General features: G+C 43.8%; 21 protein-coding genes and 1 tRNA gene. 3 read left to right on the plus strand and 19 right to left on the minus strand.

The genetic code is table 11. The features are described from left to right. Positions 1–55 precede the first annotated feature (55 nt). A complete protein-coding gene (locus PSYCG_RS04880; RefSeq protein WP_020443203.1) occupies positions 56–1,738 on the plus strand; it encodes an NAD-dependent malic enzyme in 1,683 nt (560 codons plus the stop codon). Between the two features lie 408 nt (positions 1,739–2,146). Here PSYCG_RS04880 and ureG read toward each other — a convergent pair whose 3' ends face one another. The 11 genes from ureG to urtA all read right to left on the minus strand — a co-directional run bounded on the left by ureG (position 2,147) and on the right by urtA (position 14,074). Next, positions 2,147–2,800 (minus strand): urease accessory protein UreG, encoded by a 654-nt coding sequence (ureG, locus tag PSYCG_RS04885; RefSeq protein ID WP_020443204.1) that lies wholly within the window; start codon positions 2,798–2,800, stop codon positions 2,147–2,149. A gap of 39 nt (positions 2,801–2,839) precedes the next feature. Then, complete coding sequence (locus tag PSYCG_RS04890; RefSeq protein WP_020443205.1) at positions 2,840–3,661, minus strand: urease accessory protein UreF; 822 nt, start codon at positions 3,659–3,661, stop codon at positions 2,840–2,842. Next, positions 3,654–4,220, minus strand: coding sequence for an urease accessory protein UreE (gene ureE, locus PSYCG_RS04895; RefSeq protein ID WP_020443206.1), 567 nt, complete (start codon positions 4,218–4,220; stop codon positions 3,654–3,656). Before ureE ends, PSYCG_RS04890 begins: the two co-directional genes overlap by 8 nt. A 74-nt stretch (positions 4,221–4,294) precedes the next feature. Further along, positions 4,295–6,427 (minus strand): urease subunit alpha, encoded by a 2,133-nt coding sequence (gene ureC, locus PSYCG_RS04900; protein ID WP_020443207.1) that lies wholly within the window; start codon positions 6,425–6,427, stop codon positions 4,295–4,297. 143 nt (positions 6,428–6,570) lie between these two features. Further along, entirely contained in the window at positions 6,571–6,873 is a 303-nt protein-coding gene (ureA, locus tag PSYCG_RS04905) for an urease subunit gamma (RefSeq protein ID WP_010200554.1), read from the minus strand. 150 nt (positions 6,874–7,023) lie between these two features. Further along, positions 7,024–8,013, minus strand: a complete 990-nt coding sequence (locus PSYCG_RS04910) for an urease accessory protein UreD (RefSeq protein ID WP_020443208.1) — start codon at positions 8,011–8,013, stop codon at positions 7,024–7,026. Positions 8,014–8,042: 29 nt separating this feature from the next. Beyond that, complete coding sequence (urtE, locus tag PSYCG_RS04915) at positions 8,043–8,741, minus strand: urea ABC transporter ATP-binding subunit UrtE (RefSeq protein WP_020443209.1); 699 nt, start codon at positions 8,739–8,741, stop codon at positions 8,043–8,045. A gap of 46 nt (positions 8,742–8,787) precedes the next feature. After that, positions 8,788–9,744, minus strand: a complete 957-nt coding sequence (urtD, locus tag PSYCG_RS04920) for an urea ABC transporter ATP-binding protein UrtD (RefSeq protein WP_020443210.1) — start codon at positions 9,742–9,744, stop codon at positions 8,788–8,790. After that, complete coding sequence (gene urtC / locus PSYCG_RS04925) at positions 9,744–10,814, minus strand: urea ABC transporter permease subunit UrtC (RefSeq protein ID WP_010200558.1); 1,071 nt, start codon at positions 10,812–10,814, stop codon at positions 9,744–9,746. The genes urtD and urtC overlap by 1 nt, the downstream gene beginning before the upstream one ends. A gap of 10 nt (positions 10,815–10,824) precedes the next feature. After that, positions 10,825–12,624 (minus strand): urea ABC transporter permease subunit UrtB, encoded by a 1,800-nt coding sequence (urtB, locus tag PSYCG_RS04930; protein ID WP_020443211.1) that lies wholly within the window; start codon positions 12,622–12,624, stop codon positions 10,825–10,827. 139 nt (positions 12,625–12,763) lie between these two features. Continuing rightward, positions 12,764–14,074: an urea ABC transporter substrate-binding protein gene (urtA, locus tag PSYCG_RS04935; protein ID WP_041772504.1), complete on the minus strand. Its 1,311-nt coding sequence runs from the start codon at positions 14,072–14,074 to the stop codon at positions 12,764–12,766. A 463-nt stretch (positions 14,075–14,537) separates the two neighbouring features. Here urtA and PSYCG_RS13195 point away from each other — a divergent pair, with 463 nt between their 5' ends. Continuing rightward, on the plus strand, positions 14,538–14,744 hold the full coding sequence (locus PSYCG_RS13195) for a transposase (RefSeq protein ID WP_020443213.1): 207 nt from the start codon (positions 14,538–14,540) through the stop codon (positions 14,742–14,744). 3 nt (positions 14,745–14,747) lie between these two features. Here the strand turns inward: PSYCG_RS13195 and PSYCG_RS04945 are convergent. From PSYCG_RS04945 to PSYCG_RS04975, 7 genes are all read right to left on the minus strand, one after another. Beyond that, positions 14,748–14,824, minus strand: a tRNA-Ile gene (locus PSYCG_RS04945). 82 nt (positions 14,825–14,906) lie between these two features. Next, positions 14,907–15,710, minus strand: a complete 804-nt coding sequence (locus PSYCG_RS04950) for a pteridine reductase (RefSeq protein ID WP_227500762.1) — start codon at positions 15,708–15,710, stop codon at positions 14,907–14,909. A gap of 59 nt (positions 15,711–15,769) precedes the next feature. Further along, on the minus strand, positions 15,770–16,942 hold the full coding sequence (locus PSYCG_RS04955; protein ID WP_020443215.1) for a CCA tRNA nucleotidyltransferase: 1,173 nt from the start codon (positions 16,940–16,942) through the stop codon (positions 15,770–15,772). Between the two features lie 159 nt (positions 16,943–17,101). After that, positions 17,102–19,423, minus strand: coding sequence for an NADP-dependent malic enzyme (locus PSYCG_RS04960; RefSeq protein WP_020443216.1), 2,322 nt, complete (start codon positions 19,421–19,423; stop codon positions 17,102–17,104). 329 nt (positions 19,424–19,752) lie between these two features. Then, positions 19,753–21,213 carry a protein adenylyltransferase SelO gene (locus tag PSYCG_RS04965; protein ID WP_020443217.1) on the minus strand — a complete coding sequence of 487 codons (1,461 nt, stop codon included), beginning with the start codon at positions 21,211–21,213 and terminating at the stop codon, positions 19,753–19,755. Positions 21,214–21,486: 273 nt separating this feature from the next. Next, the gene (locus PSYCG_RS04970) at positions 21,487–22,665 is read right to left on the minus strand and encodes an acyl-CoA desaturase (protein ID WP_181210356.1); all 1,179 of its coding nucleotides are present in this window, start codon (positions 22,663–22,665) and stop codon (positions 21,487–21,489) included. Between the two features lie 449 nt (positions 22,666–23,114). Beyond that, on the minus strand, positions 23,115–23,843 hold the full coding sequence (locus PSYCG_RS04975; RefSeq protein ID WP_020443219.1) for a glycerophosphodiester phosphodiesterase: 729 nt from the start codon (positions 23,841–23,843) through the stop codon (positions 23,115–23,117). 396 nt (positions 23,844–24,239) lie between these two features. Here PSYCG_RS04975 and PSYCG_RS04980 point away from each other — a divergent pair, with 396 nt between their 5' ends. Further along, positions 24,240–25,217 (plus strand): hypothetical protein, encoded by a 978-nt coding sequence (locus PSYCG_RS04980; RefSeq protein ID WP_020443220.1) that lies wholly within the window; start codon positions 24,240–24,242, stop codon positions 25,215–25,217. Between the two features lie 116 nt (positions 25,218–25,333). On the opposite strand, the gene PSYCG_RS04985 is transcribed toward PSYCG_RS04980, so the two are convergent. Beyond that, entirely contained in the window at positions 25,334–25,978 is a 645-nt protein-coding gene (locus PSYCG_RS04985) for a cob(I)yrinic acid a,c-diamide adenosyltransferase (protein WP_020443221.1), read from the minus strand. Positions 25,979–26,154 lie beyond the last annotated feature (176 nt).

Raw genomic sequence — 26,154 nt, forward strand, 5'->3', positions numbered from 1 at the left:
ATATTTAACCCATTAACCTTGTACCACCCCATACTTTTAATAAGAAGATTTTATCATGTTAAACCAACGTCCGTTATATATCCCCTTTGCAGGTCCTGCACTATTAGAAACCCCTTTATTAAATAAGGGCAGTGCTTTTTCATCAGAGGAGCGCGATAGCTTTAATTTAACCGGTCTATTACCTCATAATATTGAGACGATTGAAGAGCAGTCATCACGTGCTTATCTTCAACTACGCTCATTTACCAGTGATATGGATAAGCATATTTATTTGCGTAATATACAAGACACCAATGAGACATTATTTCACCATTTGATTGAGCAGCATATTGAGGAAGTCATGCCGCTCATCTATACCCCTACGGTTGGGCAAGCTTGTGAAAAATTCTCTCAAATTTATCGCCGTAAACGTGGTTTATTTATCTCTTATCCTGAACGTCATAAAATCGATGACATGCTGCAAAACGCCACCAAACAAAACGTAAAAGTTATCGTGGTCACTGATGGCGAACGTATCTTGGGCTTAGGTGACCAAGGTATTGGCGGTATGGGAATTCCAATTGGTAAATTGGCTTTATACACCGCTTGTGGTGGTATTAGTCCCGCTTATTGCTTACCTATTTTGTTAGATGTCGGTACCAATAATCAGCAGTTGCTTGACGATCCTATGTATATGGGCTGGAGAAATCCACGCATCTCTGGCGACGAGTACAATGAATTTGTAGACTTATTTATTCAGGCTGTTAAGCGTCGTTGGCCCGAGGTGTTATTGCAATTTGAAGATTTTGCGCAGGAAAATGCGACCCCATTATTGAATAAATATCGTGATCAGCTATGTTGCTTTAACGATGATATTCAAGGAACTGCGGCTGTTTCAGTCGGTACATTGATTGCAGCATGTTTAAATAAAAGCCAGAAACTTAGCCAACAAAATATTGCTTTCTTGGGTGCAGGATCTGCAGGCTGCGGTATCGCTGAGCACATTATTCGTCAGATGCAGCGTGAAGGGTTAACAGAAGAGCAGGCTCGCAGACAGGTATTTATGGTTGACCGTTATGGTCTGCTAACCGATAGCATGACAGAGCTACAAAAATTCCAAACACCGTTAGTGCAAAAAGAAACAGATATTGAACATTGGGATAAGAGTCAAAAACTTGGGTTAGCACAAGTGGTTAAACAAGCAAGAATAACTGTCTTGTTTGGCGTAAGCGGACAAAAAGGTCTCTTTACGCAAGAGGTCGTTGAATCTTTATGTGCTAATACTGAACATCCTATTATATTGCCGCTATCAAATCCAACGTCTCGTGTTGAAGCAACACCGCAAGAAGTGACTAACTGGAGTCGTGGTAAGGCCATTGTTGCAACCGGCAGTCCTTTTCCTAATACCACTTTTGAAGGTCAGTCTTTTGAAGTCTCTCAGTGTAATAACAGCTATATATTCCCAGGCATTGGTTTAGGTGTATTAGCAGCACGTGCAACGGGTATCAGCGATAATATGCTGACGGCGGCAAGTCAAGCACTTGCAGATATCTCAGTAGAATATGAAAAAGCGCCAGGTGCCATATTGCCGCCCATTAAATTCATTAGAGAAATCAGTGAAAAAATAGCCTATGCAGTTGCCCTGCAAGCAATTGAAGATAAACTGGCATTACCAGTCACGGCAGAAAACTTAGAACGTCGATTAAAAGCTAACTTCTGGTTACCTAAATACCGCGACTATCGCCGTACTTCTTTCTAACGGTTAGAAAATCCGACTAAAAAGCCGAATGCTACGATTAAAAGTAGCATTCGGCTTTTTTAATGATAACAATGTTAATCCACTAGCCGTTGACGTTTTGCTGATGAAATTTTTACGTATAGTGAATTCAGTATTAAAGCGATACAGTAGGACTGGGATGAGTTTTACGCAGCCTCTGTCGGCGTAGGCACAGCACGCCAGAAAAATTTATACCAGTACTGCGTTGGAACATAACGTATCTGTTTTATTTGGAATTGACTATATCATGGTTTGTGAGGTTTTTATGGTCATGATAAATCCTTAATGTGTAAACAAATCAATATGATCACTGTTTGATAACCCGCTTATCATTTAGTAGTTTTAAGAACGGCTATTTATGCCATAGCATGTGGCATTATAGGCATGGTCTTACGCCACATTTATCATGCCTTTATCAAGGATAAAAGCAACGATGTCATCAACGCCTTCACCTGTTTTCATGTTGCTAAAGACCACAGGCTTATCGCCGCGCATTTTTTTGGCATCACGTGCCATCACCTCAAGTGACGCGCCTACGAAAGGGGCAAGGTCGGTTTTATTGATAATGAGCAAGTCCGATTTCATGATACCAGGCCCGCCTTTACGAGGGATTTTATCGCCTGCCGAGACGTCAATGACATATAGCGTCAAGTCGGACAATTCAGGGCTAAAAGTTGCTGCCAAATTATCGCCACCAGACTCGATGATAATAAGCTCAAGACCTGCAAACTGCTGCTGTAATTCGGCGATGGCAGACAGGTTAATCGAGGCATCTTCACGGATGGCAGTATGCGGGCAGCCACCCGTTTCGACACCGCGAATGCGCTCGGCTGGCATGGCCTCATGACGCGTTAAAAATTCAGAGTCTTCTTTGGTATATATATCATTGGTCACCACTGCCATATTGACATCATCGCGCAGGCGTTGACACAATCTCAGCGTTAATGCCGTTTTTCCTGAGCCTACAGGGCCACCAATACCTAGGCGTAGTGGTGATAATGTCGTGTCTGAATGTTTGTTTTCGACTTTGGGTGTCAGTGCCATAAATAAATATCCTTAATAAGTTGGTAGGGTTATCAGCGATTAAGAGCGAAATAAGCGGCTATATTGTTTTTCATGCTGGCAAGACAGGAGCGCTAAATTTGGTAAGTTGGCTGATATTTGTAGCTGTTGATAAAGTAGATTTAGTTTTGATATCGTTATGTCAGAGCTATCTGCCATTAACGGCAGCCTTTGAGCGTACAAAAAGCTTTGCTTGACGCGAGCAGCCAGTGGCTGTACTTGTTGGCTTAGTAGCTGTTGCAGCTGCCAAATGATTCGCTGTCCTGCCATTTGTCCAAGCGGTACGGTCTTGACCGCAGCCAGCACCATGTTTTCGATTTGGCCAAAGGCGTAAGTGGTCATGGCTTGTACAGGGTTAAATTGCCAGTGCGAGCTAATATGGGCAAACAGCGGCAAAAACCCATGGGCGAGTAAGCTATCAGGCACATTGAGCTCAAGGACATTATCAAGCCATGCGGATAAAGACAGAGCCAATTGACTTGACTCATAGACGAACTCTTTGGTTTCGCGGCTAGCGTGGTAATCTGCACCTAAAGCATCAGCAAGTGTGACGTCCTCAATCATAAGGGCTTCAATCATGAGCGCTAGTAGCGGTAGCTCATAACGACATAATGCCAGCTCCAGATAATCACTCATAAAATCCATACTACTGCTTTCATCATGAATAAGCCCTGACTCAATAGCAGGTTCTATGCCTTGCGAGTAGGTATAACTGCCAATAGGTAAGTTGCTTGACGCCAGCATGAGCAAACGTCCGGTCACATCTGCATGATTCAAATCATTCATACTTTGTGCGGTACTGGCAGGATGCTGGGAGTGGGAGTGCGTCGCATGATTAGTCATGAGAGTTGCCATGGGTGTGTGAATGGTCATGGTCATGGCCGTGATGACTATGACTATGATTGTGATTATGACCATGGGAATGAGAATGTCCGCCTTGATTGCCTTTATAAGCACCGGTTTCTGGCTCAAACGGCGCTTGTACGGCTTGGGTATGTAGGCCAAGTTGATGTAACATCGCTTCTAAAACATGGTCAGGCTCAAAGTAGAGGGCAGTAGGGGTCAGCATTAAAGGCACATGGCGGTTGCCTAAATGGTAAGCGCCTTTCATAAGGTCAAAGTTATTATCGGCAGTCACTTCTATCAAGGCTTGCTTGGCGGCCATAATCTGTATTAAATTGCCTTGATAGTCTGCTAGCACACTGCCATTCTTAATAGTTTCCGTACGTGGCAAATCAACACCAATGGATTCTTGATGCTGAGTTTCTGCTTTAAAACGGCTACGCTGACGGGTGTCGAAATCTAAATATAAAAAGTTTTCTGCCTGTTTTTGGCCTTCAATCACGGCTTGTTGTTCAGCGCTAAGGGTTGATGGATCGAGGCGTTGCGTATAAATGTTCATAATTATGTTTATAGTCCGTTAAAGTAGATGGTTGACAGCTGATGGTGGATTATCAGCACGACAATAAAAAGCAGCTAGAATAAAAAATAGCGCTGTGCCATCGGTAGATAGTCGGCAGGCTCACAGGTCAGCAGCTCACCATCGGCGTACACTTCATAGGTTTCCGGGTTGACCTCCATCTTAGGACAGTAGCTATTAAACTTCATGTCTTGTTTACGTACCTTACGAATGTTGTGTACCGCTTTAATGACCTTTTCTAACCCTAATTGCTTATCAACACCCTTATCAATAGCCGCACTTGACATAAAGGTGATGCAAGTCTGCGCCACTGTTTTGGGGAAGCTGCCAAACATGCTGCGATAGTGCACAGGCTGCGGGGTTGAAATGGAAGCATTGAGGTCGCCCATAGGTGCCGCTGCAATCAAACCGCCTTTTATAATTAAATCAGGCTTGACACCAAAAAATGCAGGCGACCACAACACTAAATCTGCCCATTTTCCCAACTCAAGTGATCCTACTTCATCACTAATGCCATGGGTAATGGCGGGATTGATGGTGTATTTTGCGAGGTAGCGTTTGATACGAAAATTATCGTTGCCGCTATCAGAATCAATAGGACTTAGCATGATATTGTCTAAGGACTGCTCGGTTTTAGCTGATTGATCAGGAGCAAGGTGACCACGCTGGGCTTTCATTTTATCAGCCGTTTGCCATGTGCGAATAATGACTTCACCCACGCGTCCCATCGCTTGCGAATCACTACTCATCATGGAGATAGCGCCCATATCTTGTAAAATATCTTCAGCGGCAATGGTTTCTTTACGAATACGGCTTTCTGCAAAAGCGACATCTTCAGCAATGGCTGGGCTTAAGTGGTGACAAACCATGAGCATGTCGAGATGCTCGTCAATAGTATTAATGGTGAAAGGGCGCGTTGGATTGGTTGATGAGGGTAAAACATTGGTTTCGCCAATAGCTTTTAAGATATCTGGTGCATGACCACCGCCAGCGCCTTCGGTATGGAAGGTGTGGATACAGCGGTCTTTAAATGCGCCTAGAGTGCTATCTAAATAGCCGCTTTCATTTAACGTATCAGTATGAATAGCCACTTGCACATCATATTCTTCAGCCACGCTAAGGCAGTTATCAATGGCTTTGGGCGTGGAGCCCCAGTCTTCATGAAGCTTAAGCCCGATAGCACCCGCTTCAATCTGCTCAACAATGGGGGCAGGTAGACTAACATTGCCTTTACCCAAGAATCCGATATTCATCGGAATAGCATCAGTGGCTTTTAGCATGCTGTGGATATGATAGGCACCAGGCGTACAAGTAGTGGCAAGAGTGCCTTCAGCAGGCCCCGTGCCACCGCCTAACATTGTGGTTACACCAGACATTAGCGCCGTCTCACATTGCTGCGGTGCAATGAAATGAATATGACTATCGATACCGCCAGCAGTCAAGATTTTACCTTCTCCTGCGATGATTTCGGTAGCAGCGCCAATAGGTAACGTCACGTTAGGCTGAATATCAGGGTTGCCAGCTTTACCGATGCCACTGATACGACCCTCTTTGATAGCGATATCTGCCTTATAGATACCGCTGTAGTCCACAATCAGAGCATTGGTAATAATAGTATCGGCAACTTGCTCACCCAGCAGCTGTGACTGACCCATGCCATCGCGGATAACCTTGCCGCCGCCAAATTTAACCTCTTCACCAATGCTAACACTATCAATATCAGGCTGGTGATCAATATGACTGGTCAAATCATACTCAACCTCAAGCCATAAATTTGTATCTGCCAAGCGTACTTTGTCCCCTGTGGTAGGGCCAAAATGTTCGGCATAGATACGTCGGTCAATGCGTTTTTTCGAGGTGTTTTGAGAGGTTTTAGGGTCTACAACGCCCATGACTTTGCCCGCAAAACCATAGATATGCTGTCTACCTGAGATGGCAACCAGCTCCACTTCGCGCGCTTGTCCCGGCTCAAAGCGTACCGCAGTGCCAGATAGGATATTGAGTCGATAGCCAAGCGTCGACTCTCGATCAAAGCTCAGTGCTGCATTGACTTCATAGAAGTGATAATGAGAACCGATTTGAATAGGGCGGTCGCCTGTATTGATTACTGCTATGGTTTGAACGCAGCGACCAGCATTCAATGCCATATCGCCTGCTTTAATCTTATATTCGCCTGCTTTCATCGTCATTTTTATTATCCTTAATCGTCTTATCGCATTAGCTACAATTTAATTTTAAAGCGTTTTTCGTTTTATACCGTTTTACTAGTAGGTTACATCGTTTCTTAGTGCGATTTATTACTAGAGCAGAGACATCGCCATACACAAGCAAGTTATACGATGGGGTTATGTACCGTCACCAGCTTAGTGCCATCGGGGAAAGTGGCTTCAACTTGGACATCATGTATCATCTCTGCGATGCCTTCCATGACGTCATCGGCAGAGAGATAAGTGGCTCCTTCACTCATCAGTTGCGCCACGGTTTTGCCATCACGCGCGCCTTCCATTAGTAACATGCTAATGTAAGCGATAGACTCAGGATAATTGAGCTTGACGCCACGATTTTTACGACGTTCCGCTACCATACCGGCTGTAAATAGTAAGAGTTTATCTTTTTCGGTAGGATTTAATTGCATAAAGCTTCCTTAATAATTATTGTGCTTTAAAGACTATGAACCGTTTTTAATCTTCATAAAGTAAATGTGTCAAGTTAAATGTACTAAGTAGAGTCATTCTGGTTTGGTTCAGCATTGTTCAGGGATGAGATTAAGTGGGAGCACATGATATTAGGTGTCCCAAATCCTCGGTCGATGAGGCTCAAGCGCATACCATTTAGACCTGATAAGCTCGCGAATTTGGTAAAAAGCGTCAAAGCAGGCACGCACATCTGCCCCTAAATAACGGCAATTGATACCTTGAAAATTGTGAGTACAGTGAATGGGTAGTGACTGCGTATCAATGAGCTGGCGTATCTCGGTAATAGTGGCATCTAAATATTGACCAAGCTTGAGCGGATTATTCTGTAGTTCTGGCGCAATGACCTCTGTGCTAGGTATTGCCCAAAAAGAGCCATGCACATGTTGATTGTTCAGTCCTAATGGTGAGGTAAACCAGCACGTATTGGCTTGCTGGGAGGTGCACTCACTGACCAATAAATTACTCTCACGCCATATCTCTAAGCGGTTGGCATAATGACCATTAGCAAACGTCTCTTGATACGCTTGACGTCCGAACACCGCAATATCCCAAGTCAATAAACTTGCCGTCTTAGCTAAATAAAAGCGGTTATTGGCAGTAGAGACAGAATGATCGTAATAAATGCTTTCTTGTGGTAGCCATTCAAGAATAGCGTGGTTATCAAGGCGGGCATCGATATGCTGTTCTGCGCTGACAACATCATTAAAACAGTCGTTAGAGGTGTTGCTATTTGCCGATTGAGTACCGTTGTTAAATTTTGATGGGTCGCTAGGTCTAGAGTATCGTAATGATTTGCGTTGCCCGTACCATTTGCCGGCTCCAGGGGTGGTAATCACCGCATGGCTGTTAGAGTGTAGGTCAAATTCCAGTGTTAAGCGGTCATCATCGGCGATACCAGCAGGAGGATACAACACATAAATATGGCAAATTCCTGCTTGACTGTTATCAGTACTATCAGGCTCAGGATACAGCGCGCGCTGCACCATTAGTGCGCCAGTATGGGCACGATGATACAGCCGAGTTTTTGCAGCAGTAGAGGCGCAGTCGAAATGAAGCTGTAGTGAGGATTGCCAAGTCAAAATTGTATTCCCTTTTAGAAAGTGTCCTTTTAGATTGCCACCAACTCTTGAATATTGTTTTCTGCCATGTCACATCCAGCCCCTTGAGCAACCACTTGTCCTCTAGAGAGCACGGTATAGTTATCGGCAAGCTCTTCAGCAAACTCATAAAACTGCTCGACTAAAACGATTGCCATATCGCCTTTATTAGCAAGACTACGAATGACTCTACCGATGTCTTTAATGATTGATGGTTGAATACCTTCAGTAGGCTCATCAAGTACTAGCACGCGTGGCTCTGAAGCAAGCGCACGAGCAATAGCGAGCTGCTGCTGCTGACCGCCAGATAGATCGCCACCGCGCCGATGCTTCATCTCGTCCAGCACTGGAAATATATCATACAAGTGTTTGGGTACTTTACTTGCTTTTCGTTGAGAGAATTTCGCCATGCCAATCAGAATGTTTTCTTCAACGGTCAAAGTAGAAAATATATCACGTCCTTGCGGCACATAAGCGAGTCCTGCGCGTACACGCTGCTCAGGCGTCATCTGACTAATGTCCTTACCGTCTAATAAGATTTCACCTGATTTTATTGGTAGGATGCCCATCAAGCATTTAAGCAAGGTGGTTTTACCGACGCCATTACGACCCAGTACCACGCTACATTCTCCTACAGGGGCAGCGAGGGTGACATCACGTAAAATGTGACTGCCACCGTAATATTGATTTATGGCATTAATTTCTAACATATAAGCACCTCTATTTTTTAGGTCTATTTCTAAGCATTACTATCAATTATCGACCCAAATAAGTCTCAATAACGGCCTCATTATTCTGTACTTCATTCAACGTGCCTTCAGCCAAAATAGCGCCATTTGCTAAGACCGTTACTTTCTCACTGATGGCATCAATGAAAGTCATGTCATGCTCAACCACGATTAAAGTATGATTCTTTTTAAGGCGTAGACATAACTCAGCGGTATGTTCGGTTTCGGCATCTGTCATGCCTGCCACTGGTTCATCAAGTAAGATAAGTTTTGGTCTTTGCATCAATAACATCCCAATCTCTAGCCACTGTTTTTGACCATGAGACAATAATCCTGCTGGCTTGCTAATCAGCTCTTTTAGGCGTATTTGATCAAGCGTTGAGGCAAGAGTATCTTGGATTTCTGCGTCAATTTTAGTAAACCAGCTTTTTGATACCCGTTTGTCCTTTGGTGCAGCGAGCATTAAGTTATCAAGTACGGTAAATTTCTCAAATACGGTAGGTTTTTGAAACTTACGGCCAATGCCTGCTTCGGCTATTTCCTCGGTAGATAGTTTGGCTAAATTATGTACTTGACCGAAAAATGCACTGCCTTTAGTAGGACGCGTTTTGCCCGTAATAACATCCATTAATGTCGTCTTACCTGCGCCATTAGGGCCGATGATGCAGCGTAGCTCGCCTGCCTCAATGTATAAAGATAGATCATTGAGTGCACGGAACGAGTCAAACCACACGCTAACGCCTTCTAAATACAGCGCAATACCATGTCTCATATCCGGCCCTGATTTGGGAACAGGATGCGCTAAACCACCGCTATCTCCGTAATCTTCAGCCAAAGTAGTGACTGGTCGGGTAGGCGTGTTTTCTGCGACCGTTATGTGTGGTGTATTTTTAGAGTTTTTCATTGGATTATTGATACTAAGATTGTTTTTAACAAGCGCATCGTTAGTAACTTTTTGGGAAGTAGCAGCATTAGTTATTAACATTATTCTTTTTCCTTTTTAAAACGATCAAGTACGCCAATGATGCCGTTAGGGAGAAATAAAGTAACCACCACAAATAATCCACCTAGGATAAGCAACCAAAACTCAGGGTAGGCAACGGTAAAATAAGTCTTAATTGCATTGATTGCACCTGCACCTACGATAGCACCAATGAGTGAACCTCTGCCTCCCGCAGCCACCCATACTGCCATCTCGATAGAGTTGACGGGGTTCATCTCGCCCGGATTAATGATGCCAACTTGCGGTACATATAGAGCACCAGCGATACCAGCAATGACTGCAGACAATACCCAAGCTGAAAGCTTGTACCAAAGCGTGCGATAGCCTAAATACTGCAAGCGATTTTCACTATCACGAATGGCACCGAGCACGCGCCCATAAGGCTGGCTCATCAGATAGCGTAGCCCAAGATAGGACAGTAGCAGCGCCAAAGCAGTCGTAAAACACAGCACAGCCCTCGTTGAAGAAGCAGTGATGTCATAGCCTAATAGCGTGGTAAAACCTGTGAAGCCATTGTTACCACCAAAGCCTGTTTCGTTACGGAAGAATAATAAGGCTGCCGCATAGGTCATGGCTTGAGTAATAATCGAAAAATAAACCCCTTTGATCTTGGAGCGAAAAGCAAAATAGCCAAAGATAAAAGCGACCAGACCGGGAACTAATACCACTAGAGCCATCGCCCACCAAAAGTGTTGAGTGCCTGCCCAATACCATGGCAGCTCGGTCCAACTTAAGAAACGCATAAAGTCTGGCAAGCCTGTGCCAGCCGTTTCTCGCGTTAAATACATACCAAAAGCATAACCTCCTAGCGCAAAATAAAGACCATGACCTAAGCTTAGGATGCCGGCATAGCCCCAGACCAAGTCTAAAGCCAGTGCTACCATGGCGAGCGCCATTATTTTACCAATCAAAGTTATCCAGTAAGCAGACAGGTGAAAACTAGAGGTTTCAGGTAGTAAATGGAGCCAAGGCAATATCAGTAGCACTAAAAAACACAAACCAATCAAAATGGCATTACGTGGGGAATCAGATAATAATTGAGTCAAACGCATGAGGTTCTCCTTAATCCACAAAACGGCCTTTGAGGGCGAATAAACCTTGTGGACGTTTTTGAATAAACAAAATCACAAGAACCAGTAATACAATCTTAGCCATCACAGCACCAATGCCGATTTCAAGCACCGTACCACTGACACCAAGACCTAAAGATGCCAATACCGCGCCCCATACTTGCCCAACACCGCCAACCACGACGACTAAGAACGCATCAATGATATAAGTCTGACCTAAGTCGGGTCCGACATTGCCTACTTGCGCCAAAGCACAGCCAGCGAGACCTGCGAGACCCGAGCCAAGTGCAAAAGCCAACATATCGATGCGAGCAGATGAGATACCCACTGCACGTGCCATTTGCCGGTTTTGAGTGACAGCGCGCACAAATAGCCCGAAACGAGTCTTATTAAGTAAGTACACCAGTAGCATAAGAATAATGATGGTAAAGCCGATAATAGCGATACGGTTGAAGGGAAGCACAAGGCTCGAGGACACTTGATAGGCACCGCTCAACCAGTCGACATTGCTGACTTCGACGTTTTGCGCGCCAAATATCATCCGAACCAACTGCATAAGAATCAAACTGACACCGAAAGTTGCCAGTAAGGTTTCAAGCTCACGACCATAAAGCGGGCGAATAATGATTCGTTCGATAACCATGCCAATAATGGCACTAACTAAAAAAGCAACGGGTATAGCAGCAACCAGATACCATCCAGTCATACTAGGAAAATACGCTTGAAAGAGATTTTGCACCATATAAGTGGCGTAAGCGCCAATCATAATGAGCTCACCGTGAGCCATATTGATGACCCCCAGTAGCCCAAAGGTAATGGCAAGCCCTAATGCCGCGAGTAGTAAGATACTTGCCGTACTAAGTCCCGTGAATAGATGACCTATCCAAGTACTGATGGTAATGCGCTGCTCAATACTATCCTCAGCGTCTAACAGCGCAGATTTGAGCACAGGATCGATATTATCTGCCGCCAATGCTTTTTTGACATCAACTAAGACTTGCGGGCTATCACTATCGGCGAGCACGGTAAGTGCTGCAATTTGCTTGGCGACGTCGCCATCTCTAAAATCAATCCTCGCTTGTAAAGTACTCAACGCCGTTTTGACGTCGTCGTCTTCCTCATTAGTGGCAGCAGTACTTATGAGTGCTGGATCTAGCTGTTCGATATTATCCGCTAAGATGGCGACTGCCTGCACACGTTGCGTAGGATCGTTTGACTCAAGCTTAACCTTGGCTTGTCCAAAGACTAAGGCTGAGCGTAGCGTATTGGTCAAAGTCACTTGCGCCAAGTCACTCGGCCACTCGGTGGTCAGCTGCTTAGCAGGATAAGTAAATAGCTCATCTTCGCTGTTAAGTAGGTAGGTTTGCCCACCATTGCCTTGATATAACTCATCTTTCTTTATCAGCTCAACTAAAGTATCCAAACTCTCAACTGACCCCGGCCACTGGTTGAGCATGGTTTGGCGCTTGGTGAAGTCAGCAGCAACGAACTGCTCGATAGCATCCCCTTTACTTATCGCAAGATTAGCAGGCGTAGTAAGAGACTGCTTGTTTTGAGCAAGTAAGGTGTCGTCTTGAGCAAGTAAGTTCTCTTCACTTACAGCAGTGGATGTCACTGCCACAGTATTAGTAGATAGTTTCTCGCCATGGCTGTGGGCTATTGGCGTCTCGTGAGCATGAGCAGCTGATGTGATAGCAATGAGGAGGAGTAAAGATAGTAAGGCGATGACAAAAGTCTTATTAGAATAATTGGCTTGCGCGTCACTTTTATAATAGGAAGGGTAATGTGACATGATGGTTCCTTTTTTGCAGTCAACACTCCTCTAACCTCTACTGAAAAACTGTTTTATCAGTAGAGGAGCTAAAGGGTTGCTGGTATTGATACCATTAAGGGGCTAAGGATTAGGGACTAAGGCTTGGGTGACCACAACCTTATTTAGGGATGTACTGACTCCATGGCTCAGCACGAATGACTTTTGGCGTTTTGCTGATCACATCGAACTGACCATCGGCACGGATTTGACCGATCATGACAGGCTTCCATAAGTGATGGTTTTCCTCATCCATTTTTAATGTATACCCTGATGGCGCGTCAAAAGTCTGACCTCCCATACTAATACGCACTTTGTCGACATTAGTGGTACCTGCTTTTTCGACTGCTTGTTTCCACATATTGATACCCACGTAGGTGGCTTCCATAGGATCATTGGTCACGACCTTTTCAGCATTCGGTAGCTTATGATCTAGCGCATATTTCTTATACTTTTTGGTGAAGCCGCTATTGACAGGATTTTTAACCGACATAAAGTAGTTCCATGACGCCAAATGCCCCTGCAATAAGCTGGTATCGATACCACGAAGCTCTTCTTCTCCTACTGAGAATGCCATGACGGGGATATCAGAGGCTTTAATACCCTGATTGGCAAGCTCACGATAAAAGGGTACGTTTGAATCCCCATTAATGGTAGAGATAACAGCCGTCTTTTTACCGGTCGAGAAGCTTTTAATGTTGCCCACGATGGTCTGATAGTTGCTAAAACCGAAAGGGGTGTACTCTTCCATGATGTCTGTTTCAGCGACGCCTTTAGATTTTAAGAACGCTCGCAGTATCTGGTTAGTAGTCCGAGGATAGACATAATCGGTCCCAAGTAAGACAAAGCGTTCTGCACTACCGCCCTCCGGACTCATTAGGTATTCAACAGCAGGAATAGCTTGTTGGTTAGGTGCTGCACCAGTGTAGAAAATATTTTTTGACTGCTCTTGACCCTCGTACTGAACAGGGTAGAACATGAGGCCATTTAACTCTTCAACGACAGGCAGCACAGACTTACGTGATACCGACGTCCAACCACCAAATATGACATCCACTTTGTCTTGAGTTAACAGCTGACGAGCTTTTTCAGCGAATAACGGCCAATCAGAAGCGGGGTCTACGACGATTGGCTCTAGCTGCTTACCCAACACACCGCCATTGGCATTAATTTCATCAATGGTCATGAGAGCAGTATCTTTTAATGATGTTTCAGAGATGGCCATCGTTCCAGATAAAGAATGCAAGATGCCAACTTTGATGGTGTCACCATCTGCCGCAGGGGTAGTAGCGGTCTCGGCCGTTTCGGTTTTTGTGGCTGTAGAATTGGTCTCAGCGCTAGTTTCTGCAGGTTTTTGACAACCTATAAGGCTTAAGCTACCTACGACGGCTACTGCTAGTAGAGACAAACGTGATGTGAGTTTTGAGTCGATACGATAATTTGTACTTATAGGAGTAGCAGTGATAAGCGTTGGCAATAAAGACATATATTTCTCCAAAAAGATAAAGTAGCAGCTTGGTAGGCCGATTTAACAAACCATTCCTAACTGCTATTAATACTTCAATATTTATGCCATTCCAAAATACACAATAAACGCACCAATATCGGTCTTTTTAGGAGATATTGCACTTTTTTCGCACCATGATGGTTTTTATGATTTTCTATGCACCATAAGTGTCTAGTCTAAGAGGGTTAAAACGATACATTGAAAGCGGTGGGCTGCTAAGTTCAGAAAGCGTAAATAAGGGTGCTTGCAAAGCAAACCCCGATATTAATTAAGCCAATTGAGTACTCCTAAAAGCAGTAAGGACTTGCTAAGACATGCCAGCATGTAGTGGCATAATAAATTCGGACAGCTGCTAAGAGGTCATACTAAACAAAAGACGGAACATAGTATGACCAACAAACGCAATCAATACACCCAAGAATTCAAATTAGAAGCCATCAGCTTAGTCGTTGAACACAAACGTAAAATACCTGACGGTGCTGATTCATTGGGGATAGGCAAATCCACCCTCAGAGGTTTATCGCACACTTTAACAAGCCAGCTAAAAAAACTAGACAACAAAAAACCCCATAAACATTGCGTTTACGGGGTTTGAATTTGGTGGGCCCAGTAGGACTTGAACCTACGACCAAAGGATTATGAGTCCTCTGCTCTAACCAACTGAGCTATGGGCCCTTTAGACGCACAATGATACCTGATTTTTATATATTTTCAAGTAAAAGTTAGCAGATAGGGCATACTATTTGATGAGTTATCACTAATTACCACCAGCCAGCGTCAAACTTCGGCCTCCATCTACGGTTATTATCTCACCCGTCACATAACTGGCGTGCGCCAAATAGAGCACGCTATGCGCAATGTCAGCAGGGATGCCTATTCGCTGCATAGGAATGGAGCTTATAATCTTATTTTGCTGCTCGCTATCAATCGCTTGATCGCTATCTGCATCGGGTAAAATATTGACCCCAGGCGCGACCCCATTCACGCGTACATCAGGCGCCATATCCAGTGCTAAAGACTGCACCATCATCCGATGCGCCGCTTTTGCCATATTGTAAACCGTATAATTGGCGAACGGCTTATCCTGCGCATGAATATCGAGCAAACTAATAATACAACCTTGTTGTTGCTTAAGATAAGGTAGTAGTGCTTGGCTTAACAACAAAGGCGCTTTGGTATTGGTCAACAGCAGCTCGTCCCATTGGTCATAATTAATACTGCCAAGGGGAGTAGAGTAAAAGCGAGAGGCATTATGTACCAGTACGTCTAGTTGCCCGAATGCCTGCATGATAGTTTGGGTCAGGTGCTTGAGAGTGTCTGCCTGATTTACCACTGCCAAATCCGCGACAATAACCACAGCACTATGAGCGCAAGTATCATTCAGCGCGTCTGCTAATGCATGTGCCTCTTGCTCACTATGATGACAATGGATAATGACGCGATAGCCTTGCTTATGAGCAGCACGAACAATCGCCGCGCCAATTCGCTTAGCACTACCTGTGACAAGTATAACGGGGGCAGATGCCATCATAGGATGAGTATTTTTAGATGTTTGAGTCATAATAGCGTTTTAATTAGGATATGGTTTTAAAATTTTAAAGAGTGTTTAATCTTTTTATGTCAGGCTGTTTGCATTTGTAAATGCTCAATTCTGCATTGACGCAAGGCTTTACCAATCGCTGTACCTTTGAGACTTTGATCAATATCATTCATACCAATACTGTGAAAGCTATTTAATGCCAACATCATCTGACGGTGCTGTATAGATAACTGCAATACTTGGCTTGTGACCAAGAGCTGCGAGAGTTTTTCAGGCTCTTTATGGGCGCTGCAGGCTTGAATAAGATCAATTTTTTCGGCAGCACTGAGTTGGGTTATAACGCTCAATTTATCAGCTTGTTGTACGAATAAACCAGCAAATTGTGTTTGTGCCTTTGGTACTTTAGCCATATTACCTATATCGTTAATACTTTTGACCGCTGTTATGGCTTCAATATGTTTGATCTGAAATAACGATGGCTTAAGGCTAATCATTAATAGCGCCCAACGCTGTGATAGATTCAATTGCATCTGACCGGCGAAATATAGCGATGTTTGCACTGTCTCTCGTATCTGATCATCATTCCAAGCCTGATGTAACGGTGCAAAGTGCTCTGCAAGGGCGCCGATATCAAATAGCTGTTGCCAGTATACCTGAGGGGAGAGCTGCATCATTGCACGGCTCGATTCTTGCCAAATACGCTCGCTACTTAAATGGGTAAGCTCTCCTGAAGCAACCAACTCACGCATCAAGACTAACGTGTCATCAGCGATAGTAAAGCCCAAATCATAGTAGCGGCTATAAAAGCGCGCCGTTCTCAGCACCCGTAAAGGGTCTTCGCTAAAGGCACTTGAGACATGGCGCAAGCTCTTACTTTTTATGTCGTCAAGTCCACCATAATAATCAATCACGTCACCACTTATAGGCGTATCGTCGGTTAAGCTAGTAACCTCTATGGCCATGGCATTGATCGTCAAGTCGCGCCGCTGCAAATCGTCTTTTAAACTAACGTCAATACTGGCATGCACGCTAAAGCCCTGATAGCCCAAACCTTGCTTACGCTCAGTTCGTGCGAGGGCATATTCTTCACGGCTCACCGGATGCAAAAATACAGGGAAATCTGCGCCTACTTGCTGAAAACCTGCGTCAAGCATCTCATTAACGGTTGCCCCAACGACAACGAAGTCTTTATCTTTAATAGGGCGCCCTAATAGCTGATCACGTACTGCACCGCCGACGAGATACACTTGCATAATATTCTCTTTATATTTACTACCAATTAACCTAAATTTTGTCAAAAAAAACCAGCCAATACTTTAAGCATTGGCTGGTTTTAGTATAGCAGACGGTCTCTATAAAAAATGCAAAAGACCGTCTTAATTGCGCACTTTAACTTTGAAGAGCGTAATCGATTACTGCTTCTCGTTGTCTAAATCCTGAGCTTCAGTGACCGCAAGTGCCGTCATATTAACCACACGGCGCGCTGTGGCTGATGGCGTTAGAATATGTACAGGTTTGCTTGCACCTAACAAAATAGGACCGATAGACGCGCTACCGGTTGCCGTCTTAAGCAGGTTAAAAGCAATGTTCGACGCATCTAACGTTGGCAAGATAAGTAGATTTGCTGAACCTTTAAGATTGCTCGAAGGCAAGTCATTGGCACGGATATGTTCGTCAAGTGCAGCATCACCTTGCATTTCACCGTCAAACTCAAAATCGACATTCATCTCGGTCAGCAGTTGATGTACTTTACGCATTTTGACAGCACTGGCACGATCAGAAGTTCCGAAGTTTGAATGCGACACTAAAGCTACACGTGGGGTAATGCTAAAGCGGCACAATTGCTCAGCTGCCAATACAGTCATCTCAGCCAATTGCTCAGCCGTTGGATCTTCATGGATATAGGTATCAGCAATAAAAATATTACGATCTTGCATGAGCACTGCATTCATCGCGTAAAAATCATTAATGCCTTCTTTTTTATTGATTACTCTGCCGACATATTTTAAATGCAGCTGATAGTGACCGAATGTACCACAAATCATACCATCGGCATCGCCATTTTCAACCAAAAGAGCACCAATTAAAGAGGTTTTGCGGCGCACATCACGGCGAGCAAGCTCGATACTGACCCCAGTACGTTTGTTTTTCTCGTAGTAGCCTTTCCAGTAATCGTTATAGCGCGGATCATCATCAACATTGACAATAGTAATGTTCACGCCGTCTTTCAAGCGTAATGCTAGCTTGGCGATGTTATTTTCGATCACTGAAGGACGACCGACCAAGATTGGATAAGCCAACTGCTCATCGACGACTACTTGTACCGCTAATAGTACGTTGCTGTCTTCGCCTTCACAGTAAACGATACGTTTTGGATCTGCTTTTGCACGAGCAAAAATAGGCTTCATTACAAACGCTGAGTTATAGACAAACTCAGACAGACGCTGACGATAGGCTTTCATATCTGCGATAGGAAGCGTTGCAACGCCTGAATCCATAGCTGCTTTTGCGACTGCAGAGGCGATTTCAATGATTAGGTTTGGCTCAAGTGGTCCTGGGATCAGGTAATCACGACCAAAGCTTGGCGTACTTTCAACGTTTTTGACGTTGCTCATTGGCGTCGCTTCAACATGCGCCATAGCAGCAATAGCGCGTACGCATGCAATTTTCATCTCTTCGTTGACAGTCGTTGCGCCCACATCTAATGCACCGCGGAAGATATAAGGGAAACACAATGCGTTGTTTACTTGGTTCGGATAATCAGAGCGACCGGTTGCCATAATAACGTCTGGACGGACGGCATGGGCGATTTCTGGCATGATCTCAGGCGTTGGGTTAGCAAGCGCAAAGATGATAGGGTCTTTTGCCATACGGCGAACCATGTCTTCTGTCAATGTACCAGGCATAGATAAGCCTAGGAACATGTCGACATCATCCATCAGCTCTTCAATAGTCGTAGCAGTGGTTTCACGAGCGTAGCGTTGTTTGGTTTCATCAAGGTTTTCACGGGTAGTAGAGATAATGCCACGTGAGTCTGATACGTAGATATTGTTTTTATTCACACCAAGGGCACAAATGATATCCAAGCAAGAAATCGCTGCAGCACCGGCACCAGAACAAATGATTTTAATATCTTCAATTTTTTTGTTCGTGATGATTAATGCATTAAGCATCGCCGCCGCAACAATGATTGACGTGCCATGTTGGTCATCATGGAATACTGGAATGTTCATACGCTTACGCAGTTCGCGCTCGATTTTGAAACACTCTGGTGCTTTGATGTCTTCTAAATTAATCCCACCAAACGTAGGCTCTAAAGAAGCAACAGCCTCAATGAATTTGTCCGGATCGTTTTGTGCAATTTCAATATCAAAAACGTCGATACCAGCGAACTTTTTGAATAGAACCCCTTTGCCTTCCATAACAGGCTTTGATGCCAATGGACCGATATTTCCCAAACCTAACACCGCTGTACCATTGGTAATAACACCAACTAAGTTGCTACGTGCGGTATATTTTGCCGCAAGAGATGGGTCTCTTTGAATCTCAAGACAAGGTACTGCCACGCCTGGTGAATAGGCGAGCGCCAGATCACGTTGGTTTGCCAATTGCTTGATAGGAGTAACTGAGATTTTACCAGGGCGAGGGAACTCATGGTAATGTAAGGCAGCTTGTTCAAACTGCTCTTTTTCCGTACTAGGGGTGTCCGTATTCAAAGTGATATCGTCATTCATAATAATTGCCATGGTTAGGATAAATTGGAATAAATTAAATGGTGATAAAAACTAATGCCTAATTCTCAATAACCATTGAATATGATCATGAGTGTACATTGATTGTTAAGGGGTGCTATGCGGCGCTTAAACATCAACAAAAAACAACAATAGTGCAAAATAGATAGTCTACATTATCGCCAATAATTTGCCTAGCTAAGGACTATGAACTGCGCACACAATATAATAAATTGATATTCATTATTTAGCTAGTTGATAATGCCAAAAAAATGACCCAAATATCAACCCCAAATGCAAAATATTTCAAAATATTACAGAATAAATATATATTAAGACGAACAGCTGATTGGCATTTGCGGTGCATGAGGCGCAGGCGGTAAGGTATCAAGGTCAATGGCGCTATCATGTAGCGTATAAGGGCTAGCAAGCAGCTCGAATACTCTATTTAGTTCTTCAAACTGTCCTTGCTCTGCGGCAACGATAACACGCTGAGCCATGCTGTTACGCAATACATAAATAGGATTGCTGGCTTGCATATCCTCAATTGCTTGAGTAATCGATACCTGCTTTACTTGTGCCAGATAACGGGTCGACCATGCTTGCCAGACTTGCTGTGCTTCAGGATTCAGCTCGGCCGTCAAGGTTGCAAGCAACTGCTGCTCATAAGGATGAGGTGCGATTAATCCTAATAACGCTCGGAAGCTATTGGTATAGTCGAGTAGATTATCCTCTAGCAGTGTCAACCATTCAAACGCTAAGCTTAAACTCTCACGCTGATGCGGCAACCCAAGCTTGCGGCATAGCCCTTGCTGATAATGCTGCATAAAGGTCGCTTCGTAAGGCGCTAGACAATCTGCTAACGTCTCGCGCGTCACACCGTCTAGACGCATAAAGTGCGGTAACCAAATATTTAGATTCCAATGTCCAATAGCAGGTTGATTTTGATAAGCATAGCGTCCGCTATGATCAGAGTGATTGTTGATCCAAGCAGGGTTAAAACGCTCCATAAAGCCAAACGGACCAAAATCTAGAGTACTGCCGGTAATAGACAAGTTATCAGTATTCATAACACCATGCGCAAATCCAATCAGTTGCCAATCGGCAATCATGCGTGCGGTACGTTCAACCACAGCCTGCAAAAATGCTAAGACTGGTTTATCACTATCACGGCACTCAGGGTAGTAGGTATCAATCATATAATCGGTAAATTCGCCAAGCAGGTCAGGCGCAAAGCTGGCAATCCACTCAATATGACCTAAGCGAATATGACTGTCAGCCACACGCATTAAAGCCGCTCCTGCTTCTATTCGTTCGCGGCGCACTTTGGTATCTGATACCACAAATCCCAAGGCGTTAGAGGATGCGATACCAAGCTGAGTGAGCGCATGACCACATAAATACTCACGAATGGTACTGCGTAATACCGCACGCCCATCGCCCATGCGTGAGTAGGGAGTCAAGCCTGCACCCTTTAGATGCATATCTTGTAGTTGATTGTTTTTGTCGAGTACTTGCGCCATCAATAAGCCGCGACCATCGCCCAATTGCCCCGCCCATTGCCCAAACTGGTGACCAGCATACGCCATTGATAAAGGCTGAAATTCAGCTGGCACATACTGTCCACCAAGTATTTCAACCCAACGAGTCATCAAATCTGTATCTTCCGTCCAGCCCAGCTGCTCAGCAACTTGAATATTAAAATGACCGACACGAGGATTGTCTAATGGGTTTGGCAGTTGCTCATGATAAAGACGGGTGTCCAATTGAGCGTAGGTGTTTTGATAGCGCATAAGAGCCGTTCCAATTTAAAGATAAAAGCTGGGAGAAGAAATTTAAGATATGAATAGAATAAACTCACTATAACATAGCCTTGATATAGCAGCATTGCACTCTGTCCGTCTCTTGTAAATCATGATTAATTATCACATCATTGTTTATCACACTATTATTTATTAATAGACATGATACTTAATACCGCACGAAAAAATCCCCCTATCTTTTACAGATAGAGGGAAGGAAAAACGTCACAATAAAATACTAAATAATCAAACAGTGATCAATGCTTAAGCCGCTTTTGCGCTTTCACCGATAGAGCGAAATGCTGTTTTCAGATTGCTGTTATGTGCCAATATTTTTTGTTCAATCTTGGCATAATCTTGCTTTAACTCATCTTCAACTTCATGCAAGCGATCAGCAAACTCGGTCTTTTTCAGCTCAATGGTTTTTGCTTTTAATGCTTGCCATTCTTCAACCGTTTGCGTAAAGGCATCGTATTCAAACTTAATACGATCTTGGAAGCTTTTCATCGCATGAGGAATATCAATACCACTTGATGTGACCGTATCAATCTGCTGCTGCGCTGCTTTAAATTGCATTTGTACTTCAGCATGCTTGATAGTGGTGTCATCAACAGTACGTAGCTCAGTAGTCAAGCCTAGCTTCGATAAACCAGCGATGAGCCATTTGGTTGGATCATACTGCCACCATTTTACGCCATTACGATAATCGTACTGGAAGAAGTGATGATAGTTATGATAACCCTCACCCCACGTAAATAAAGCCAAGAAGAAGTTATCACGGGCAGTGTTGGTATCGGTATAAGGACGCGACCCAAACATATGACATAGCGAATTGATAAAGAAGGTAAAGTGATGCGTCAATACCAGACGTAGCAAACCGACGATGACCAAAGTACCCCAAACATCACCCAATAACCAACCGATCGCGGCGACTGCACCGATGTTCAATGCAGCGACCCATAAACCGTAATATTTATGTTGAATTTGCAGCGTTCTATCTTTGGTCAGGTCAGGGATATTTTTATAGTCAAATTTGCCACTAGGATAATTGCGTAGCATCCAGCCCATATGACTAAAGAAAAAGCCACGTTTCGCTGAGTACGGGTCTTCTAAGCGATCATCGACATGACGATGATGCGTACGGTGACCAGAAACCCAATCAAACGCCGAACCCTGTACCGCAAAGGTAGAACCTAGCAATAAAAAGTTTTTGACGATTGGATGCGCTTTATAAGCACGATGCGATAGTAAACGGTGATAACCAGCTGTGATACTGATACCCGTCCAAACCATAAACGCACCAAATACGCCCCAAACCGGTGCGCTGACTTGATGGGTGAACAGATACCATGGCGTAATAATTGCTGCAGCAATAGGCGTGGCTACCAGAATAGTCGCTGGAATCCAGTTAATCGGTGCTTTGGTAAACTCAAACTCACGCATATCGATACTGTCTACATCGGTAGGCAGTTCAGTCTGCTCAGAGGCGCTTGCATAGTTGCGTTTGGCAACAGGCATCTCATCGAGTGAGTTTTTTGCTTTATTCTCATCAAAACGTGTTTTAAAACGTGTGACTTGAATGCTGGCATTTTTGACAAGTGTGTCACCAGATTTGATAGCGAAACGTAAGCCTTTAAGCGGTAAGCCAAGTGCTTTTTTTGCAATCATATAATATCCCTAACGGTATTAATTTAAGCGTCTATATTACCTTAAATACTTAGTAAAGTGAACACTTATACACTATAAAAATATTGCTAAATAACAATAACTTGTATGGATTATAGTAGGTGTTATGGCAAATAAGCTGTGACTTATCAGCTATAAGGTAAAAATGTAAGTAAAACAATAAATATGTACACCACCAAAGCGACTTTAGAAATAGGAGTAATGCGTTAAGGCAGTAATAAATAGCTTGGGTAATCGGTAATAATCACATCAACTTGCCAGTTTATAAGCTGCTTAATAGTCTCGATATCATTGACCGTCCATGCACTTACAGGTAAGTCATAGCGATGACAATGCTGTATGACTTCACGATTCAAAAGCGGATAGTGGATACCTAATTGCTTACAGCCAAGTTGTAAGGCAGTATTGGAAGCCTGTTTCAGTAGTTTAGGCTCTCGAATAAGCAGCCCACGTGGTATATGCCTCATGAAAGTACTGCGTTGTAAATAGGCATGCAGCTCAACATCAAAGCTGGTTAGCAAAATCGGTAGGCTAGCAAGGGGGCTATCAATGAGGTCACGCATCAAGGCTTTTACGAGTTTGGCATAATCAGTGCGACTATGGGTTTTAACCTCAAGCTCAATATAAGTATAGGTATTTAAAGCAGAAGCAATGTCAGGCAACGTGATAATTGGCTGACCAAACTGATGATGACGCTGTATTTCGCTCACATTTAGCTGATCTAGACGCGACTGCTGCGCGCACATGCGCTCAAGCGTTTCATCATGAAAGACGATGAGCTGTCCATCTCGGCTAAGTTGTACATCGAACTCTACACCTGCTAAGCCAGAGCTTTTCAAATTTTGCGCATATTCAAAACCTGATAAGGTATTTTCTAATGCTTCACCGCGCGCGCCGCGATGACCAAGTAGCAAGGTGTTCTTAAGATCTATCATAACCAGTGACCGTCACATATTTTGAGCATTATAATGGAAATATTATATCGTCTGTTATTAACTGCATCCAACGCTATCACGTATCAAAGCGTATTGAATAGAGCATTTATAAAAATCTTATGCTGATAAAACTTTCTGTCATCATCTTAATATTTGTTTAAGTAAATATATATTTGTAGCTTTTTTGCAACTAAAGCTAGATTTCGGACACAATGTTGAACGTTATTTGTACATCAGTAGGCTACATGGATGACCATCTCCTGCAAACACCGTATAATAATGTGGTTTTCAAATCTATCGCAATGCCGGTTTCTGCTAGATTTGAGTTTTATAGTGTAAATGTCAAATACTGTCCGTGAGCGACGGTACGAATCAGTAAATTGGAGCAAAAGAGATATGAGCGTAGCAAATAAAAGTGTGAGCAAATGGTATAAAGTTGCTGGTATCGGCATGGTATGTGGTTTAGCGCTTGCTGGTTGTGATCGCTCAGAAAAAGACGATGCCGAAACGGTAGAAGTGACTGAGCAAGAAACACAGGTTAGTGAAAACGCTGCTGCCACAGCGGTGAGCTGTGATGATCCTATGGTACAAGACCGCCTCAAATCTGCTTTGAAAAATACGCTCAATCAACAAGCCCAAACTTTAGCCGTCAGTTATGCCAACGATGCAGAGATTGGCTTAGGCAGCGGTGTGGTTTCTACTAAAGCAAACGGTATTATCATCGATATACAAAATGTCGCCGTGTTGCAAGCAACCAATGAAAATGGTCTGACTACCTGTCAGGCAAGCGTCAGCATGACTCTGCCAAGTGAAGACTTATATCAAGCCAGCCAAGTGCAAGCCGCTAATAATCAGCCAAGTTTGCAATCGCGCTTAGCCAATGACAATATTCGTATCAATAACAATATGCTCATAGATGATGCTTTCACCTATGTTGTTGGTACGCAAGGTGGTCAAGTACGTACACGTATCGCAGGACAGCCAGCATTATTGACTGTGGTATCAGAAGTGGTTGCCAGCTCAACGCTCCAGTCAGCAATGGAAGAGCAGCGCGCCCAACGTGCCACTCAGCAACCTGAACGCCGCCGTGAATCAGCTCAGAATACACAGAGCAATAATAATACTAGTCAGCCAAGAGCGGTAACGCCAGCTGCGCCTGTGCGCCCAGCACAACCTGCTAAGCCACCAGTTGTTAATCAAAACAGCAGTCAAAGTACAAAGACACCAAGTAGCACTCCGTCAGCGCCAACACCTAGCACTACTGCGCCTAGTACAGTAACTCCTACACCTGCTGCTCCAGAAGCACCAAAAGCAACGCCTAAAGATGAAAGCATTGATATGGTCATTATTGAAGATAAAGAAGCAACTTATTAATCTTATTGCTACTAAATATCGATAAGCATCGTTTCAATATTTCAATTCAGTATTTCAATAAAAAAGCGCCTGCAACATATTTATTGCGGGCGTTTTTTTATGGTTCGTTAAATGGCTCAACTATCAGCGAATTTTTGTAATACTTGGCTGTCCCACAAGACTTCAGAGACCTGCTTGGGATCTGTGCAAAAACGTGCAGCGACAAAGAGCCAATCAGACAAACGGTTGATAAAGCTGACTGCTGTCGGACGAATGGCTTGTGGCTGCGCTTGTTTTAGTAATACCGCTTGGCGCTCAGCGCGGCGACAAACAGTACGTGCCACATGCAACTGGCTGACCAATAATGAGCCTGTTGGTAAGATAAAGTCTTTTAGCGGTGGTAACGTCGTATTCATCGCATCGATCTGTTGCTCAAGCCAATCAATATGAATCGTATTTACGCCTTCATATTCTGGCATAGCAAGCTCACCACCGATATTAAATAATAAATGTTGAATAATCACTAAAGCTTGGGCAAAGTCGACTTCTTGTTTTGTTTGCAAGCGTTCAGGTAGCTGTTGGCTGTGACTTGAATTATTGGTTTCCGTACTTAACGCTTGAGTAAGCTGCGCACGTACCAAGCCAATGTGCGAGTTGAGCTCATCAATATCACCCATCACACTAAATAGGATATCCGCTTTACTGACGCGACTACCATCTGCCATGCCGGTACTGCCATCATCGCCAGTACGCGTATAAATTTTGCTTAAACGATTGCCCATATTTTTATCCTTAACTATCAATGTTTTTATCATTACAGAGTCTTACTTGCGCGCTCATTGTAGTATTTTACGAGCATTTTCGCTAAGATAATGGGTTAAGTTTTATATTGATGTTCTCTTTATCCTTGATTTATGCATGATTTGCTTATGTAAGCGCTTTTTTATTGGCTAAGCGT

The organism is Psychrobacter sp. G, from assembly GCF_000418305.1.
Taxonomy (GTDB): Bacteria; Pseudomonadota; Gammaproteobacteria; order Pseudomonadales; family Moraxellaceae; genus Psychrobacter; species Psychrobacter cryohalolentis.